At 75.0% G+C, this 19,427-nt stretch carries 6 protein-coding genes; 2 read left to right on the top strand and 4 right to left on the bottom strand.

The features are described 5' to 3' along the window. The 4 genes from I003_RS0127535 to I003_RS0127520 all read right to left on the bottom strand — a co-directional run. A partial coding sequence (locus I003_RS0127535) for a beta-ketoacyl synthase N-terminal-like domain-containing protein (protein ID WP_027774444.1) occupies positions 1–1,334 on the bottom strand: 1,334 nt, incomplete at its 3' end. Positions 1,335–1,437: 103 nt separating this feature from the next. Continuing rightward, positions 1,438–11,652 carry a type I polyketide synthase gene (locus I003_RS0127530; protein WP_027774443.1) on the bottom strand — a complete coding sequence of 3,405 codons (10,215 nt, stop codon included), beginning with the start codon at positions 11,650–11,652 and terminating at the stop codon, positions 1,438–1,440. Positions 11,653–11,691: 39 nt separating this feature from the next. Further along, complete coding sequence (locus I003_RS0127525) at positions 11,692–16,671, bottom strand: type I polyketide synthase (RefSeq protein WP_027774442.1); 4,980 nt, start codon at positions 16,669–16,671, stop codon at positions 11,692–11,694. 217 nt (positions 16,672–16,888) lie between these two features. Beyond that, positions 16,889–17,791 (bottom strand): SAM-dependent methyltransferase, encoded by a 903-nt coding sequence (locus tag I003_RS0127520; protein WP_486584415.1) that lies wholly within the window; start codon positions 17,789–17,791, stop codon positions 16,889–16,891. A 211-nt stretch (positions 17,792–18,002) separates the two neighbouring features. Between I003_RS0127520 and I003_RS0127515 the strand changes: the two genes are divergently transcribed. Together I003_RS0127515 and I003_RS0127510 are read left to right on the top strand one after the other, a co-directional pair. Then, positions 18,003–18,428: a nuclear transport factor 2 family protein gene (locus I003_RS0127515; protein WP_027774440.1), complete on the top strand. Its 426-nt coding sequence runs from the start codon at positions 18,003–18,005 to the stop codon at positions 18,426–18,428. A gap of 113 nt (positions 18,429–18,541) precedes the next feature. Next, on the top strand, positions 18,542–19,427 hold an 886-nt coding region (locus I003_RS0127510), incomplete at its 3' end, for a beta-ketoacyl synthase N-terminal-like domain-containing protein (RefSeq protein WP_027774439.1).

Raw genomic sequence — 19,427 nt, 5'->3', positions numbered from 1 at the left:
AACGACGACACCGCCGCCCGCCGCGGCTGGCCCGTCTCCGGCCACTCCCGCGTCTCCGTCAGCAGCGCGACGTGGCCGGTGTCCCACTCCACGTGACTGGTCGGCCGGTCCACGTGGAGGGTGGGCGGCAACACACCGTGCCGCATGGCCTCGACCATCTTGATCACGCCCGCCACACCGGCCGCGGCCTGCGTGTGCCCGACATTCGACTTCACCGAGCCCAGCCAGAGCGGCCGATCGGCCGAGTGCTCGCGCCCGTACGTGGCGAGCAGCGCCTGCGCCTCGATCGGGTCGCCCAGCGTCGTCCCCGTACCGTGCGCCTCGACCACGTCGACCTGGCCCGCGCTCAGCTTGGCGTTGGCGAGGGCCTGCTCGATGACCCGGCGCTGGGACGGGCCGTTCGGTGCCGTGAGTCCGTTCGACGCGCCGTCCTGGTTGATCGCCGAACCTCGCACCACCGCGAGCACCTGGTGCCCGTTGCGCTGTGCGTCCGACAGCCGCTCCAGGAGCACCAGGCCGACGCCCTCGCCCCAGCCCGTGCCGTCCGCCGCCTCGGCGAACGCCTTGCAGCGGCCGTCCGCGGCCAGACCGCGCTGGCGGGAGAAGACCGTGAAGGCCGACGGGCTGGACATGACGGTGGCGCCACCCGCCAGCGCGCTGTCGCACTCGCCGTTGCGCAGAGCCTGAATCGCCAGGTGGAGCGCGACGAGGGACGACGAGCACGCCGTGTCCACCGTCACCGCCGGGCCTTCCAGCCCGAAGGTGTACGCCACCCGGCCGGACGCCACGCTGCCCGCGCTGCCGGTCGCCGCGTAACCCTCCAGGTCGCCCGTGGCGCGGTACAGGCGCAGCAGGTAGTCCTGGGAGTTGAGCCCCGCGAAGACGCCGGTCCGGTTGCCCTTCACCCCGGCCGGGTCCATGCCCGCCCGCTCGAACGCCTCCCACGCCGTCTCCAGCAGCAGCCGCTGCTGGGGGTCCATCGCCAGCGCCTCGCGCGGCGAGATGCCGAACAGCTCCGCGTCGAACTGCTCTGCCCCCTGCAGGAAGGCACCCATCCGCGTGTAACTCTTGCCGCCCGCCGCCGGGTCCGGGTCGTAGAGGTCCTCGGGCCAGCCGCGGTCACCCGGGAGTTCCACGAGCCCGTCGCGGCCCTCGGCCACCATCCGCCACAGGTCCTCGGGCGAGGCCACCCCGCCGGGGTAGCGGCAGGCCATGGACACGACGGCGATGGGCTCCGAGGACTTCGACTCGGCCTCGTCGAGGCGCCGGCGGGCCTGGCGGAGCTCCGCGGTCACCCACTTCAGGTTGTCCAGAAGCTTCTGCTCGTTCTTCATCAGCGCAAGCTCCTTGTCGAGGCGCGGAGAGGTACCGGGTGGTTCATGGGCGGGAGGGGGTGTGCGGGGGCGTTCACGGGCGGGGAGGTACGGGCGGCGGGCGTCATGACTTGCCGAACTCCGTCTGGATGATGTCGAGAAGGTCGTCGACGGAGGCCGACTCCAGGTCGCTGTTCGCCTCGCCGTCGGCGCCGCCGCCGTCCGGGGCGTCGCCTGCCGCGTGGCCGTCGCCCGCCCCGTACGACGGGGCCGGCGCCGGTCCGTCGAGCCGCTGGAGCATCGCCCGCAGCCGCTCCCCGGCCCGCCGCCGCACCTCCTCGTCCGCCAGTGCCGCGCCGCTCAGCTCCCCGTCGAGCCGGGCCAGGTCGGCGAGGAACGACTGGCCGTCGGCGTCGGGGCCGCCCAGTTCCTCGCGCAGGCACGCGGCGAGGGCGTCCGGCGACGGGTGGTCGAAGACGACGGTCGTCGGCAGCCGCAGCCCGGTCCGGGTGTTGACGCGGTTGCGCAGTTCGACGGCGGTGAGGGAGTCGAACCCCAGATCGTTGAAGGGCTTTCCGGGCCGTACGCTGTCGGCCGACGCGTGCCCGAGTACGCCCGCGACCTCCGCACGCACCAGGTCCAGCAGCTCGCGCTGCTGCTCCTCGGGCGTGCGGCCTGCCAGCAGCGACCGCAGCCGTGCGGCGGCGTCGGCACCCTCGGTCTCCGGCTCGTCCGCCTCCCGCGCCCCTGTGGCCGCCCCCGTGACCGCGCGCGCCTCCGGCAGTTCGCCCAGCAGCGGGCTGTGCCGGCGCGACGTGAACGCGACGGCGAACGTCGACCAGTCGATGTCGGCGATCGTCGTGGGCGCCTCGTCCGCCCGTACGGCCTCGGCCAGGGCCTCCACCGCGGCAGCCGGGTCGAGGCCGCGGATGCCGCGGCGCAGCAGGCGGCGGGAGTTCTCCCCGTCGCCGGCCATGCCCTCGCCGCTCCACGCGCCCCAGGCCACCGCGGCGGCCGGGAGGCCGCGTGCGCGGCGGTGTTCGGCGAGCGCGTCGAGGTAGGCGTTGCCGGCGGCGTACGCGCCCTGGGCACCACTGCCCCATACGCCGGCGGTCGACGAGAAGAGCACGAAGGCGCTGAGCCGGCTGCGGCCGTCCGCGTCCTGGGTCAGCTCGTGCAGATGGCGGGCGGCGAGGGACTTGGGACCGAGCACCTCGGCGAAGTGCTTGGCGTCCAGGTCCTCCAGCCTGCGGTCCACGCTGACACCTGCCGCGTGCAGCACGGCGGTGAGCGGGGTCTCCCCGGGTACGCCGGCGAGCAGCGCGGCGAGGGCCGCCCGGTCGGTGACGTCGCAGGCGGCGATCGTCACGGCGGCGCCGGCCGACGTCAGCTCGGCGCGCAGCTCCTCCGCGCCGGGGGCGGCGGGTCCGCGGCGGCTGACGAGGAGCAGGTGCTCGGCTCCGTTCGCGGCCAGCCAGCGGGCGGCGTGCGCACCGAGGCCGCCGGTGCCGCCGGTGATCAGGACGGTACCGCGGGGCGGCCACTCGGCGTCCGCCTTGCGGGCGGGCGTCGTACGCCTGAGCCGCCGCGCCCGCGGCCCGTCGGCCCGTAGCGCGATCTGGTCCTCCACCGGCGCGCCGGAGCCGTCCGGCGAGCCGCCGAGCAGCCGCGCCAGCTCCGCGCGCCCGCGCGCGCCGAGGTCGGCGGGCGTGCCCGGAAGGTCGATCAGCCCGCCCCAGCGCGCGGGCGCTTCGAGCGCCGCCGCCCTGCCGAAGCCCCACACCAGGGCGGAGTCCGGGTTCCGGAGCGGGTCCTCGTCGCCCACGGACACGGCCTGGCGGGTGGCCGCCCACAGGGGAGCGGTCACGCCGGCGTCGCCGAGCGCCTGGGTGAGGACGGCGGTCGCGGTCAGCTCCTCGGGTACCTCGTCGGCGGCCGGGTCCGTGCCGGTGGCGTCGGCGCGTACGGCCAGCAACGACAGGATCCCCCGGGGCCGGCCGGCCGTCTCCGTCCGCCGGGCGAGCTGCTCGGCGAGCGTTGCGCGTTCCGGGTCCGCGGCGATCTCCACGGTGGCGACCTGCGCCCCGGCATCCTGGAGCGCCGTGGCGCAGAAGTCCGGCCACTCGCCGGCCTGTCCGCCGGCCGGCACCGCGAGCAGCCAGGTGCCGTCGAGCGCCGCGCCGCCGCCCCGCGGCAGGCGCGCCCAGGACGGCCGGTAGTGCAGGCCGGACTGCGCCCGCTCCGCTGCGGCGGGCTCCACCGGGTCGATCCAGTAACGGCTGCGCTGGAAGGCGTACGTGGGCAGCTCGACCGGGCGTCCCTGCGGCAGCACGTCCGTCCACCGCGGGCCGGTGCCGTGCGCGTGCAGTTCCCCCATGGCGTGCAGGAGCGCGGTGGGCTCGTCGGGCGGGGTCGCCGGCGCGTCGTCGGCCGCAGCCCTGCGGGCCGGGCGGAGCGCCGGGATCACCGCCGCGTCCTCGTCGTTCGGCAGGATCGCCCGGGTGAGCGTGGTCAGGGTGGCGCCGGGCCCGATCTCCAGGAAGGCGGTGGCGCCTTCGCCGACGAGGTGGTCGATGCCCTGGTGGAAGCGGACCGGACGGCGGATGTGCTCGGCCCAGTAGGCGGCATCGGACAGCTCACCGGCCGTGGCCGTCGTGCCGGTGAGGTTCGACACCACCGGGAGGGCGGGCACACCGTACGTGAGCTGGGCCGCGGCGCTCGTGAACTCGGCCAGGACGGGGTCCATCTGCGCGGAGTGGAAGGCGTGGCTCACCTTCAGCCCGCGGGTGCGGACCCCGGCCTCGCCCAGCTCCGCGGCGAGCGCGGCCAGTGCTTCCGCCGGCCCGGCGAGCACCGTCGCCACGGGGGAGTTGTACGCGGCGATCTCCGCCCGCGCGTGCCGCTCCACGTGCTCGGCCAGCGACTCCGGCCCGGCCTGGACGGCGAGCATGCCGCCCGTGCCGTGGGGGAGTTCGTTCATCAGCCGCGCGCGGGCCGTGACGAGCCGGGCCGCGTCGGCGAGGGAGAGCACGCCGGCGACGTGCGCGGCGGTCACCTCGCCGATGGAGTGGCCGATCAGGTGGTCGGGCCGCAGTCCCCACGCCTGGAGCTGGCGGGTCAGCGCCGTGTGCAGGGCGAAGAGACCGGTCTGGGTGTAGAGGGTCTGGTCGAGCAGCGCGGACCCGTCGCCGGCCGCGTCGGCGAACATCACGTCGCGAACGGGAAGGTCGAGGTGTGCGTCGAGCGCCGCGCACACCTCGTCGAGCGCCTCGGTGAACTCGGGCAGCACGCCGTACAGTTCGCGGCCCATGCCGGGGCGCTGGCTGCCCTGGCCGGAGTACATGAACACCAGGCCGCCGGGCTTCTGCTCGCTTCGGGTACGGATCACGCCGGGGGTGGTCCGGTTCCGGGCGAGCCCGCGCAGGCCGTCGAGGAGTTCCGTACGGTCGCGGCCGAGGACGGTGGCGCGGTACGGCAGGGCGGTACGGCGGGAGGCCAGCGACCACGCCAGGTCGGGCGCGCTCAGCTCCGGCCGCTCCTGGACCCGCTCGGCCAGCCGGGCTGCCTGGGCGCTCAGGCCCTCCGGGGTGGCGCCGGAGACGAGCCAGGGCAGTACGGCGCCGGGTGACCGTGGCGTCTCGTCCGGCGCCTCCGGCGCGACGGCCGGCGCCTCCTCCAGGATGACGTGCGCGTTCGTGCCGCTGATCCCGAACGCGGACACGCCCGCCCGCCGCGGCCGGTCGGCCCCGGCGCGCGGCCACGCCCGCTGCTCGGTCAGCAGCGAGACGACGCCCGCATCCCACTCGACGTGCTGCGACGGCTTGTCGACGTGCAACGTGCGCGGCAGCACCTCGTGCCGCATGGCCTGGATCATCTTGATGATTCCGGCGACACCTGCGGCGGCCTGCGTGTGCCCCAGGTTGGACTTCACGGAGCCCAGCCACAGCGGCCGATCGGCCGAGTGCTCGCGCCCGTACGTCGCCAGCAGCGCCTGTGCCTCGATCGGGTCGCCGAGCGTCGTGCCGGTGCCGTGCGCCTCGACGGCGTCCACCTCGGCGCCGGTCAGCCGGGCGTTGGCCAGGGCCTGCCGGATGACGCGCTGCTGGGCGGGGCCGTTGGGCGCGGTGAGGCCGTTGGAGGCACCGTCCTGGTTGACGGCGGAGCCGCGGAGGACCGCGAGTACCTGGTGCCCGTTGCGCTCGGCGTCCGACAGCCGCTCCAGCAGCAGCACACCGGCGCCCTCGCCCCAGCCCGTGCCGTCGGCGGCATCCGAGAAGGACTTGCAGCGGCCGTCGGGGGCGAGGCCGCGCTGCCGGGAGAACTCCACGAACACCGCCGGCGTCGACATCACCGTCGCGCCGCCCGCCAGCGCCAGCGTGCACTCGCCGTTGCGCAGGGACTGCGCCGCGAGGTGCACCGCGACCAGCGACGACGAGCATGCCGTGTCGACGGTCAGCGCGGGCCCCTCGAAGCCGAAGGTGAACGCGATCCGTCCCGACGCCACGCTCGGCGCGCTGCCGTTGCCCACGTACCCCTCGTACTCCGCCGGGGTACGCAGCAGCAGCCGGCCGCCGTAGTCGCTGTACATGATTCCCGCGAAGACACCCGTCGAGGAGCCCCGCAGCCGGTCGGCGGGGATGCCGGCGCTCTCGACAGCCTCCCAGCACAGCTCCAGCAGCAGCCGCTGCTGCGGGTCCATCGAGGCCGCCTCGCGCGGCGAGATCCCGAAGAACTCGGCGTCGAACTGGTCCGCCTCGTGGAGGAAGGAGCCCGAGCGGGTGTACGTGGTGCCCGGGCGCTCCCCGCTCGGGTCGAAGATCGCGTCGATGTCCCAGCCGCGGTTCTCCGGGAAGGTCCCGGTGCCCTCGCCACCCCGGCTGAGCAGATTCCACAGGTCCGCGGGGGAGTCCACGCCGCCGGGGTAGCGGCAGGACATGGCGACGACGGCGATCGGGTCGTCGTCGGCCGCGTGGGCGGCGGCCGTCGGTACGGCCGGGGTGGCGGCTTCGGCGGACTCCAGCAGCTCCGCGCGCAGGTGGTCGGCGAGCGCCTGCGGCGTGGGGTGATCGAAGACCGCGGTGGCGGGCAGCCTGCGACCGGTGGCGGCGCTGAGCTGGTTGCGCATCTCGACCGCGGTGAGCGAGTCGAAGCCGAGGTCGCGGAAGCTCTGTCCGGGGCTCACCGACTCGCCCTCGGGCAGGCCGAGCGCGAGCGCGGCGGTGCGCCGTACGAGCGCCAGCAGCGTGCGGTCCTGCTCGGCGCGGCCGAGTGCGGCGAGCCCCGAGAGCGGATCGGCGGCGGCCGGGGCTCCGGCGGCGGTGGTGTTCTCGGCGGGGCCGGGAGCGGGGGCCTGCGCGCGGAGTACGGCGGGCAACGTTCCGGTGCGGGACTGCGTGCGCAGCGCCGGGCGGTCGAGGACCACGGGGGCGGCCAGCGCCACGGGGCTGCGCAGCGCCGTGTCCAGCAGGCCGAGCGCCCGGCTCGCGGACATGGCGCGTACGCCGGCGCGGGCGATGCGTGCCCGGCTCGCCCGGTCCAGGCTCTCGCCCATGCCGCCCTGCTCCCACAGACCCCAGGCGAGGCTGACGGCGGGCAGCCCGCGGGCACGGCGGTGCTGGGCCAGGGCGTCCAGGAAGCCGTTCGCGGCGGCGTAGTTGGCCTGGCCGGGGGTGCCGACCACCGATGCGAACGACGAGAACAGCACGAACGCGACCCGCGGCAGGTCCGCGGTGAGCCGGTGCAGGTGCCAGGCGCCGTCAGCCTTCGGCCGCAGCACCGTGTCGAGCCGGGCGGGCGTCAGCTCGCCGAAGGTCGCGTCGTCCAGTACGCCCGCCGCGTGCACCACGGCGGTGAGCGGGTGCTCCGACGGGATCCCGCCCAGCGTCTCGGCGAGGGCGTCAGCGTCGGCGACGTCGCAGGCGGCGAAGGCCAGCTCGGCGCCCAGACCGGTGAGTTCTTCGCGCAGCCCGGCCGCGCCGGGAGCAGCCTGCCCCCGGCGGCTGACGAGGAGCAGGCGGCGTACGCCGTGCGCCTTGACGAGATGCGCGGCGACCTGCCCGCCGAGCGTGCCGCTCGCGCCGGTGACCAGCACGGTGCCTGCGGGGTCGAGGAGCGCGGGGCCGTCCGGCGCGATCCGGGTGAGCCGCGGGGCGAGGAGGTCGCCGCCCCGGATCGCCACCTGCGGTTCTCCGGCCGCCAGCGCGACCCGTACCGCGTCCGCGACGGAGAGCGCCGACTGTTCCGCCGGGTCGTCGTCGACCAGCACGATCCGGTCCGGGTGCTCCGACTGCGCCGAGCGCAGCAGCCCCCACACCGGCGCGTGCTCCAGCGCGGGTACGTCCCCGTCCCTGTCCGCGCCGACCGCGCCGCGGGTGACCACGGCGAGGCGGCTGTCGGCGTAGCGGTCGTCGGACAGCCACCGCTGCACGGCGGCCAGCGCCGTGGTGACGACCGTACGCGCCCTCTCCGCCGTGCCGTCGCCGCCGCCGTCCGCGGCCGGGCACCGTACGACGACCACGCCGGGCCGCCCGGGAACGGTCTCCGCGGAGTCGGGCCTCCCGGCGAACGCGTCGAATTCCGTCTCCCACGACTCCACGCCGTCCACGGCCTCCGCCGCCGTGTCGAGCTGCTGCCACTCCACCCCGTACAAGGGGTCGGCGGACACCGCCGCCAGGCTGTCGGCAGGTACCGGCCGCAGCGCCACCTCGTCCACCCGCAGCACCGGCGTGCCCGCCGCGTCGGCGAGGTCCAGGGCGACGGTCTCCGGCCCGGTGGGCGTCACCCGGGCGCGCAGCGCCGCCGCGCCGGGCCGCGACAGCAGCCGTACACCGGACCAGGTGAACGGCAGCCGCAGCTCCGTCCCCGACTCGTCCAGCAGCGCGACCGTGTGCAGCGCGGCGTCCAGCATCGCGGGGTGGATGCCGTACTCGTCGAGATCCGCGTGCTGCGCCTCGGGCAGCGCCAGGTCGGCGTACAGGTGCTCGCCTGCGCGCCACACCGTGCGCAGGGAGCGGAAGGCCGGGCCGAAGTTCATCCCGCGCTCGTGCAGCCCGTCGTACAGGTCGTCCACGACCGCGGCCGGTTCACCCGCCGGCGGCCAGGCGGTGCCGTCCCAGGAGCCGGGAGCGGCCCCGGTGTCCGGCGCCACCACACCCGTCGCGTGCAGCGTCCATGGGGCGCCCGAGCCGAACTCCGCGGTGTCCTCGTCCGCCTCCGGGCGGGCGTACAGGGAGAGAGCACGGCGGCCGTCGATGTCCGGGGCGTCCACCGCCACCTGGAGCTGCAGCGTGCCCTCGGCCGGCAGCACCACCGGGCTGCGCAGCGTCAACTCCTCGACGCGGGCGCAGCCGACGTGCCGCGCCGCGCACAGGGCGATCTCCACGGCGCCCGTGCCCGGGAGCACCACGGTGTCGCCGAGCACGTGGTCCGGCAGCCAGCCGGGCGTACGCGCGCTGATCCGGCCGGTGAACACCGCTCCCGGCCGCTCGGCGTCCGCCGTCTCCAGCACCGCGCCCAGCAGCGGATGCCGGGTGACGCGTACGCCCGGCTGGTCGGCGGCCGGACGAGCCTGGCGCAGCCAGTACGGGCGCCGCTGGAACGCGTACGTCGGCAGCTCGACCGGCCGGCCCTCTGCGTGGAGGGGGCGCCAGTCCACCTCCGTACCGTGCACGTGCAGCCGCGCGACCGCAGTGAGCAGGGCGGGGACCTCGGGGTGGGCGCGGCGCAGCGCCGAGGTGACCACGGCGGGTTCGCCGCCCGCCCGCGCCGGGCCGTCGTCGAGCACCGCCTGCGCGAGGGTGCTGAGGCCGGCGTCGGGGCCCAGCTCCAGATACGTCGTCGTGCCCCGGCCGGCGAGGTCGGTGACGCCCTGGTGGAAGCGGACGGGGTTGCGGATGTGCTCGGCCCAGTACGCGGGGTCGTGGTGCCGGCGGTCCGTCGCGGGCAGACCGGTGACGTTGGAGAGGACGGGAACCTCCGCCTCGCCGAGGGCGTGGCGGTCGAAGAGGTCCGTCAGATGGCGCGCGAAGGCGTCGAGGACCGGCTCGGTGTGCGCGGTGTGGAAGGCGTGCGCCACCTTCAGCCGCCTGGCGCGGACGCCGGCGTCGGCCAGTTCCCGCGCCAGCTCGTCGAGCACGTCGAGCGGTCCGGCGAGCGTGGTCGCCGCGGGGGAGTTGTACGCGGCGACCTCCACCCCCGCGTGCCGCTCCAGATGCGCGGCGAGCGGCTCGGGACCGGACCGCACGGCGAGCATGCCGGTGCCCTCGGGGAGCGAGTGCATCAGCTTCGCCCGGGTGGCGACCATGTCCGCGGCGACATCAAGGGGGAACACCCCGGCCACGTGCGCGGCCGACAGCTCGCCCACGGAGTGCCCGATGAGGTGGTCGGGCCGCACGCCCCACGACCTGAGCAGCCGGGCCAGCGCGGTGTGCATCGCGAACAGCGCGGGCTGGGTGTAGAGGGTGTGCTCCAGCAGCGCCGCCTGCTCGGTGCCCGCCGCGGCGAACATCACCTCGCGCACCGGGACGTCGAGATGCGCGTCGAGGGCCGCGCAGACCTCGTCCAGCGCCTCGGCGAACACGGGGAACGCCTCGTACAGTTCGCGCCCCATGCCCGGTCGCTGGCTGCCCTGCCCGGAGAACATCAGCGCCAGCCGGCCGGTCTGCTGCACGCCGGTGACCAGCCCGGTGGCGGCGTCGCCGCGGCCGAGGGCGTCGAGCCGCCCGAGCAACTCCTCGCGGTCGGCGCCGAGGAGCACCGCGCGGTGCCCGAGCGCGGCCCGGGAGGTCGCCAGCGCGTGGCCCACGGCGTCGGCGGCCAGCTCCGGGCGGGCGCGGACGTGCTCGGCCAGGCGGGCCGCCTGCGCGCGCAGCCCGTCCGCCGTGGCGGCGGAGACCAGCCAGGGCCGGACGGGGCCGCCGGACGGTGCCGGCGGCGCCGGTTCCTCCTCGTCGGCCGGCGGCTGCTCCACGATCACGTGCGCGTTGGTGCCGCTGATGCCGAACGCCGACACCGCGGCCCGGCGGGTACGCTCCTCGCCGCGCCACGGCAGCGCCTCGTCCAGCAGCGCGAGCGCCGCCGGGTCCCAGTCGACGTGCGGGCTGGGTTCGTCCGCATGCAGCGTACGGGGCAACTGCCCGTGCTCCAGGGCCAGAACCAGCTTCATCAGCCCGGCCACTCCCGCGGCGGCCTGGGTGTGCCCGATGTTCGACTTGACCGAGCCGAGGTACAGCGGTGTCCCGGCGGCGGCCCGGCCGCGGCCGTAGACCTCCAGCAGCGCCTGCGCCTCGATCGGGTCGCCCAGCTCCGTGCCCGTGCCGTGCGCCTCGATCGCGTCGACGTCGGCGGCGCCGAGGCCCGCGTCGGCGAGGGCCGCACGGATCACCCTCTCCTGCGCCTGCCGGCTCGGCGCCGTCAGCCCGTTGGAGGAGCCGTCGGAGTTGACGGCGCTGCCGCGGATCACGGCGAGCACGCGGTGGCCGTTGCGGCGGGCCGCGCTGAGCGGCTCCAGCAGCACGACGCCCCCGCCCTCGGACATGCCCATGCCGTCGGCGCCTGCGCCGAACGCCTTGCAGCGCCCGTCGGCGGCCAGCACCCCCTGCCGGCTCATCTCGGTGAACGGCCCGACCGTGGAGAACACCGTCGCCCCGCCGGCCAGCGCCATCGTGCACTCGCCGCGGCGCAACGCCTGCACCGCGAGATGCACCGCGGTCAGCGACGTGGAGCACGCGGTGTCCACGCTCACCGCCGGGCCTTCGAGACCGAGGGTGTACGCGAGCCGTCCGGACAGCACACTCAGGACGGTGCCGGTGAGGAGGTGCCCGCCCACGTGCGCGGCGGCGTCACCGAGGAGGCCGCCGTACTCGGTGGGGTTGCTGCCCACGAACACGCCGGTACGGGAGCCGCGCAGCGCGTGCGCGTCGATCCCGGCCCGCTCCACGCTCTCCCACGTCAGCTCCAGCAGCAGCCGCTGCTGCGGGTCCATGGCCAGCGCCTCGCGCGGGGAGATGCCGAAGAAGGCCGCGTCGAAACCGGCGACGTCGTCCAGGAAGCCGCCCTCGCGCACGTACGAGGTGCCGGGCCGGCCGCTGTCCGGGTCGAAGTGGTCGTCCAGGTGCCAGTCCCGGTCAGCGGGCATGGCGGAGATGGCGTCCCGGCCGTCGTGCAGCAGCTCCCACAGGTCCTCGGGGGTCCGCACGCCGCCGGGCAGCCGGCAGGCCATGCCGACGACCGCGACCGGCTCCCGGCGCTGCTCCTCCACCTCGCGCAGCCTGCGCGTGGTGCGGCGCAGGTCGACGGTGAGCCGTTTGAGGTAGTCGCGCAGCTTGTCTTCCTCGGCCATGGCCGGAACTGCTCCTCTCGTGCGCCGCTCCGGCGCTGGTCAGCCGGTTGTCGATGCGGTCGGTCCCGGCTCCGCCGGGCCGAACTCGTCGTCGATGATCTTCAGTAGGTCTTCGGTGCTGGCCTCGTCGAGTCCCGCCTCGTCGTCCTCGTGGGTACCGGCCGCCGCGGCGCCGGGGCCGGCCAGCGCGGCGGCGAGCGCCTGCAACCGGTCGTGCACGGCCGCGCGTTCGGCGCCCTCGACGGGCGCGGCGTCCAGGGCCGCGGCCAGCCGGTCCAGCTCCTCGTGTACGGAGCCGGGCGGCGCCGGCTCGCCGGCCGCGCCCAACTGTCCGGTCAGGTAGCGGGCGAGGGCCTGCGGGCTGGGGTGGTCGAAGACGAGCGTCACCGGCAGCGCAAGCCCGGTGGCGGCCCGCAGCCGGTTGCGCAGCGCCACCGCGGTCAGCGAGTCGAGGCCCAGTTCCTTGAACGTCCGCCCCGGCGCGGGCCGGTCGGCCGGCCCGTGGCCCAGCACCGCGGCCACCTCGGCGGTCACGATGTCCAGCACCTCGCTCCCGCGGGCCGCCCCGGGCATCTGCGCCAGACGCTTCAGCCGCTCCCCGTCGTCGCCCGCGCCCACCGCTCCGGCGGCGTCCGCCGCCCCGGAGCGCCGCAGCGCAGCACGGGCGGCGGGGATCTCGTCCAGCAGCGGCCGGGGCCCGGCCGAGGCGAAGACGGGGGCGAACGTCTCCCAGTCGACGTCGACCAGCGTCACCGGCCGGCCGGAGCCCGCGGCCAGTTCCCGGCCGAGTCCGGTGAGCGCGAGGTCCGGGTCCAGCAGCGGCAGGCCCTGCCGCTCCAACTGCGCCTCGTCCAGCTCCTCGGGCAGCCGCTCGCTGCGCCACGCGCCGAAGGCGACCGACGTCACCTTCCGGCCCTGCCGGCGAAGCTGCTCCGCGTACGCGTCGAGGAAGGCGTTCGCCGCCGCGTACGCGCCGTGCTCACCGCTGCCCCAGACGGCCGCGATGGACGAGAAGAACACCAGCTCGGCATCGCCGTCCGCGGCCAGCAACTCGGCGAGGTGGACCGCACCGAGCGCCTTCGCCGCCAGCACGTCCGCCACCCCGGCGGCGGAGGCACCGGCCAACGGCTCCAGGTGGGTCGCGGTCGCGGCGTGCACGACCGCCCGCACCGGCCCGCCCGGCTGCGCGGCCTGCTCCAGCATGGTGCGTACCGAGTCGTGGTCGGTCAGGTCGCACGACAGCGCCGTCACTTTCACGCCCCGCGCGGCGAGTTCGCCGGCCAGCGCGGCGTGGCCGGGCGCATCGGGGCCGCGACGGCTGGCCAGCACGATGTGCTCCGCCCCGCTGCCGGCCAGCCAGCGCGCCACGTGCGGCGCCAGCGAGCCGGAGCCTCCGGTGACCACGACCGTGCCGCCCGGACGCCACGCCGGGCCGTCCGCGGGCGCCGGCACGGACAACAGCCGCCGTACGCGCAGCCCCCCGGGGCGGATCGCCACCTGGTCCTCGTCCCCGGCCCCGCCCGCGAGCACCGTGCACACCCGCAGCCAGTCCTCGTCGCCGGGCCCCTCCGGGAGATCGACCAGGCCGCCCCACAACTGCGGCTGCTCCAGCGCCACCACCCGGCCCAGGCCCCATGTCTGCGCCTGCACCGGATGCGCCACCAGATCGTCGTCCAGGGCGCTCACCGCCGCGCACGTCAGCGACCACACGGGCGCCGCGACACCCAGGTCCGCCAGCGCCTGCACGAGCCCCAGCAGCCCTCCGACACCGGACGGCAGCGCCGCGTGCCCGGGGTGCGGACGCTCGTCCAGCGCCAGCAGCGACAGCACGCCGTCGGCCGCCTCGCCGGCCAGCGCCGCCGACACGCGCCGTGCGATGTCCGCAGGGTCGTCGGTGGCCCGCTCGTCGAGCCCGACCACGGTCACCCGCGCGCCGCGGGCGGAGAGCGCGGCACCCGCCGCGTCGGCCCAGGCGGCGAGGCGCCCCTCGGCCCCGATGCGGGTCACCAGCAGCCAGTGGCCGTCGGGCCCCGGCGTCCGCCGCTCCGCGGCCGGGCGCCACCCGATCTCGTAGCGCTGGCCGGCGAGCGCCGCATCCGTACGGGTCCGGGTGCGCCAGCGGTGCAGTGCTGGCACCATCTCGCGCAGCGTGTCCTCGCCGACCTCCGGCAGCTCCCGGTGCAGCGCCTCGGTATCGGCCTGCTCGACCAGAGTCCAGAACGTCTCGTCCGTCCCGTCGCCGCGACCGGCGGCCTGCTGAGGCGCCCGGTCGTCGCGGTCGGCGAGCCAGTAACGGCGGCGCTGGAACGGGTAGGTGGGCAGCGGCACCGTCCGGGTGCCGGGGAAGAGAACCTGCCAGTCCGGCACGACACCGGCGGCGTACGCCTCGGCCAGCGCCTGCTTGAAGCGCGGCTCGCCGTCCTCGCCGCGGCGCAGCGTGCCCAGCGCCCGGCCCTCGGTCTCCGTCGCGTCGAGGACCTGCTCGATCGCGGGTACGAGCACCGGGTGCGCACCCATCTCCAGGAACACGGTGTGGCCCGCGTCCATGAGCCGCTCCGCGGTCTGCGCGAAGAGCACGGGGGAGCGGAGGTTGCGGTACCAGTACGCGGCGTCCAGCGACTCGGTGGGCATCGGCTCGCCGGTGACGGTGGAGTAGAACGGAACCGTCCCGGCCCGCGGGGTGATGGCCGCCAGCTCGCGCAGCATCTCCTCGCGCACCGGCTCGACGAACCGCGAATGCGAGGCGTACGCGATGGGCACCGTCCGCGTCCGTACGCCACGCTCTTCGCAGTCGCGCAGGAAAGCCCGCACGTCCGCGTCGTCGCCGGCGACGACCGTGGCCGAAGGACCGTTGACGGCCGCGACGCCGACGTCGCCGCCGGTGTCCGCGAGCCGCTTCTCCACCTCCGCGACGGGCAGCGACACCGAGGCCATCGACCCGTGCCCGGACAGTGCGTGCACCACCCGGCTGCGTACGGCCACCAGCCGGGCGCCGTCCTCCAGCGAGAGTGCCCCGGCGACCACGGCCGCCGCGAACTCGCCCTGCGAGTGGCCCACGACGGCCGCCGGCGTCACGCCGTGGTGGCGCCACAGCTCCGCCAGCGAGACCATCACCGCCCACAGCAGCGGCTGCACGACGTCGTCGCGTTCCCAGGAGACGTCGTCCGCGGGGGTCGTCAGCTTCTCGCGCAGCGCGTAGCCCGTGTGCGGGGCGAGCGCGGCGGCGCAGCGCTCCATCGACGCGGCGAACACCGGCTCGGAGTCCCACAGCCCGACGGCCATCCCCGGCCACTGCGCACCCTGCCCGGAGAAGACGAAGACCGGACGGGCCGCGCCGGACACCGCCGTGCCGCGCACCACCCGCGGGGAGCCGCGGTCCGCCGCCAGCGCCGCCAGGCCCTCGGCCAGCTCGGCGGTATCGCCGCCCAGCACCACGGCCCGTTCGTCGAACGCCGCACGCGTCGTCGCCAGCGACCAGCCGACGTCGGCGGCGGCCGGTGCTTCGGCGCGTACCGCCTCGGCCAGGTCGGCGGCCCGTGCCCACAGCGCCTCGCCGGTACGGGCCGACAGCGTCCACAGCGCGGTCCGCGCCCCCGGCTCGCCGGAGTGCTCCTCCGGCTCCGCCGCGGGCGGCGCCTGCTCCAGGACGACGTGCGCGTTGGTCCCGCTGATGCCGAACGCCGACACCGCGGCGCGCCGCGGCCGGTCCGACTCCGGCCAGACGATCTCCTCGGTCAGCAACGCGACGCCGCCCGCGTCCCAGTCGACGTGCCGTGACGGCGTCTCGGCGTGCAGCGTCCGCGGCAGCCGGCCGTACCGCATGGCCTGCACCATCTTGATGATCCCGGCCACGCCGGCGGCGGTCTGGGTGTGCCCGATGTTGGACTTCACCGAGCCCAGCCACAGCGGCTGTCCGGCGGCGTGTTCCCGGCCGTACGTCGCGAGCAGGGCCTGTGCCTCGATCGGGTCGCCCAGCGACGTACCGGTGCCGTGCGCCTCGACGGCGTCGACCTGCCTGGCGGTGAGCCGGGCGTCGGCGAGGGCCTGCTCGATGACGCGCTGCTGCGCGGGACCGCTGGGCGCCGTGAGGCCGTTGGAGGCGCCGTCCTGGTTGACGGCGCTGCCGCGGATCACCGCGAGCACCGGGTGCCCGGCGGCCCGGGCGTCGGAGAGCCGCTCCAGCACCAGCATGCCCGCGCCCTCGGCCCAGCCGGTGCCGTCGGCGTCCTCGGAGAAGGACTTGCAGCGTCCGTCGGACGCCAGCCCGCGCTGCCGGGAGAACTCCACGAACATGCCCGGCGTCGACATCACCGTCGCCCCGCCGGCCAGCGCCATCGTGCACTCCCGCGCACGCAGCGCGCGCGTGGCCAGATGCACCGCGACCAGCGAGGACGAGCACGCCGTGTCCACGGTCAGCGCCGGCCCCTCCAGGCCGAGCGTGTACGCGATCCGCCCGGAGGCGACGCTCGGCGTGGTCCCGGTCAGCATGTAACCCTCGGCGCCGCCGCTCGCCTCATGCAGCCGCGGCCCGTAGTCGGCCGCCGAGGTGCCGGCGAACACACCGGTGGCCGAGCCGCGCAGCCCGTCGGCCGCGATGCCCGCCCGCTCCAGCGCCTCCCAGGCCAGTTCCAGCAGCAGCCGCTGCTGCGGATCCATCGCCGCGGCCTCCCGCGGCGAGACCCCGAACAGCCCGGCGTCGAACTCCGGAAGGTCGTAGAGGAAGCCACCGCGGCGGGCGTAGCTCGTGCCCGCCCGGTCCGGGTCCGCGTCGAAGACCGCCTCCAGGTCCCAGCCCCGGTCGGCGGGGAACTCGCCGATGGCGTCCCCGCCCGCCGACACCAGCTCCCAGAGCGCGTCGGGTGACACCGCACCGCCGGGGTACCGACAGGCCATCCCGACCACCGCGATCGGCTCGTGCTCGCGCTCCTCCACGGACTGGAGCCGCTGCCGGGTCTGGCGCAGATCGGCGGTGACCGCCTTCAGATAGTCGCGGAGTTTTTCCTCGTTGCTGCTGGCCATCGAACGCCTTCATGGGGACGGCGCCGGCGGCGCCTGCGGGCAGGGACGCGCGGCGGGTACGTACCGGCGGAGCGGCAGTGGACGGGGCGGTGCCGGCCGCACGGGCGGGCCGGGCCGCCGGACCGGCCTGCGCCCTCCCGCGGGCGGCGGGGCCTGCGGGAGGGCGGGCGGCTGCGGACGGACGGCGCGGAAGGCGGGCCGCCGTGCGCCCCGTCGGTTACGGCGTGACCGGCTTGCGGGCCGAGGCCACCACGTAGTCGAGCGACTTCAGCTCTTCGGCGAGCAGGTCCTGGTCGCGGTGGGCGATGGCCACCATCTTGTAGAAGAGCTTGCTGGACCGGGCCTTGAACGTCGGGTCCTGGAGCCGGCGCACGTGGTACTCGCGCCAGGGCTCGTAGACCTCGTCCCGGATCGTCCGCACCTCGACGCCCTCGAAGCCCTTGGACTCCATGATCTCGCCGTACTGCTTGCGCGGGTACCAGTTGGCGTCGTCGATCATGACCCGGATCCACTTGATGGCGTGCGAGCGGATGTCGGCCTTCGGCTTGCCGCCCTCCATCGGGATGATGTCGGCGGTCACCAGCACGCCGCCCGGGCGCAGCACGCGGTACGCCTCGGCGAAGAAGTCGGCGCGGGTGTCGAAGTGGAAGGCCGACTCCAGGGCCACCACCTTGTCGACGCTGTTGTCCGGCAGGGGGATCGCGGTCGCGGAGCCCTCGCGGAAGTCGATCCGGTCCGTCAGCCCGCGCTCCCGGGCGCGGTCGGTGGCGATCCGGATGTGCACCTTGGTGATGTTGATGCCGATGATCTTGCTCGGCCCGTACTTCTCGATCCAGTGGAAGTCCTGGTCGCCGTAGCCGAAGCCGACGTCCAGGATCGTGTCGTCCGGCTTGAACGCGGCCGTGTCGGCCACCTCGTCGGCGAGGGCCTGCGCCGCCTCGTCGAGCTTCGTGCTCCCCGGCCAGTAGCCGAGGTTGTAGTAGTTGGTGTCCTCGACGACCAGCCGGTCCGGCGGGTACATCTCGTACAGTCGCGCTGTCTTCTTCTCCGGGTCGGACGTCGTACGGACCAGGAAGAGGTTTCCCAGCATCCGCAAGTCCTGCCACAGTGACGACTTCACAACGGCAATCCCTTTCTGCGATCGGGCGCCGACCGAGACGGCCGCGGAATCCACATCTGAACGAAGTCCGAAGCTAGGAGCGCCGTCTAAAGACGGGCTTGGTCCGAACTAGTCCAGCGCCAAGGGCTTTGGCGGCGCTTTGGCGGCTGCGCCGAGCATGCCCGTCACGGGCGCGGACAGGGCCGCACCGCCGTCGTGAAGGGGAGCACAGATGCTGGACGAGGACGCACGCAAACGAGTCGCTCTGGAGTACTGCCGGCAGATCAACGAGGGCGATGTCGACGGCGTCCTCGCCCTCTTCGCCGATCCGCTCCACGTCGAGGACCCCGTCGGCGACAAGACTTTCAACGACCGCGCCGCGTACCGCGCCCACATCGCCCGGCTGGTGTCGTACGGCGTGCACGAGACCCCCGGTGCGCCGGTCGCCGGCCTGGACCGCGAACACGTCGCCCTGCCCATCAGCGTCGAGCTGCGCCCGGAGGGCGTGCCGCGGGGCACGTTCGTACGCATCTCCCTCATCGCGGTGATGCGGATCGGCGGCAGCGGCCTCATCCGCCACATGCGGGTCATCAGCGGCCGGACGGACATGTCGCTGCACGACGCGGCCGAGGCCGTGGACGCCGCGCGGTTCATGTGAGCGCACACGCCGGCCGCCGGGGCTTCGGAGATTCTTAGGGACCCCTTTAGCCGTCGTGCCGACACTCCCCGAAAGTACGCCTTCGCCTTTCGTCACAACGGGAACGAGAGCGGATGTCCAAGGAAGAGAAGCTCGTCGAGTACCTCAAGTGGGTCACCGCCGAGCTGCATGAGGCCCAGCAGCGCCTGTCGGTCCTGGAGACCGGGGACCAGGAGCCGGTGGCGATCGTTTCGATGGCCTGCCGGTATCCGGGCGGGGTGCGTTCGCCCGAGGACCTGTGGCGGCTGGTCGCCGAGGGTACGGACGCGATCTCCGGGTTCCCCCTGAACCGCGGCTGGGAGCTGGACGGGCTCTTCGATGCCGACGCCGACCGCTCCGGCACGAGTTACGCCCGCGAAGGCGGCTTCCTGTACGACGCCGCCGCATTCGACGCGGCGTTCTTCGAGATCAGCCCGCGGGAGGCGACCGCCACGGACCCGCAGCAGCGGCTGCTGCTGGAGACGGCGTGGGAGGCGTTCGAGCGCGCGACCCTCGACCCGCACAGCCTGCGGGGCAGCAAGACCGGCGTCTTCGCGGGCGTCATGTACAGCGACTACGTCGCCCGGCTCATGGACCGGCTGCCCCCGGGGTTCGACGGCTTCCTGGGTAATGGTGGTGCGGCGAGTGTGGCGTCGGGGCGGGTGGCGTATACGTTCGGGCTTGAGGGTCCGGCGGTGACGGTGGATACGGCGTGTTCGTCGTCGTTGGTGAGTATGCATTTGGCTGCGCAGGCGTTGCGTAATGGTGAGTGTGATCTGGCGCTTGCCGGTGGTGTGACGGTGATGGCGACGCCGGGTGTGTTCGTGGAGTTCTCTCGTCAGCGTGGGCTGGCGCCGGATGGGCGGTGTAAGCCGTTTGCCCAGGCGGCGGATGGCACGGGCTGGGGTGAGGGTGTCGGCTTTGTGCTGCTGGAGCGGCTGTCGGACGCGGAGCGTGACGGGCACGAGATTCTGGCGGTGC

It is taken from the genome of Streptomyces sp. CNQ329 (genome assembly GCF_000482585.1).
Note: the sequence above shows the minus strand (reverse complement) of the source record. Positions and strands in the feature narration are given on the sequence as shown.

Bases quoted from the DNA above. Each gene is read 5' to 3' on its own strand.
- I003_RS0127515 (WP_027774440.1), top strand. From the start codon at position 18,003: ATGCTGGACGAGGACGCACGCAAACGAGTCGCTCTGGAGTACTGCCGG.
- I003_RS0127525 (WP_027774442.1), bottom strand. From the start codon at position 16,671: ATGGCCAGCAGCAACGAGGAAAAACTCCGCGACTATCTGAAGGCGGTC.
- I003_RS0127530 (WP_027774443.1), bottom strand. From the start codon at position 11,652: ATGGCCGAGGAAGACAAGCTGCGCGACTACCTCAAACGGCTCACCGTC.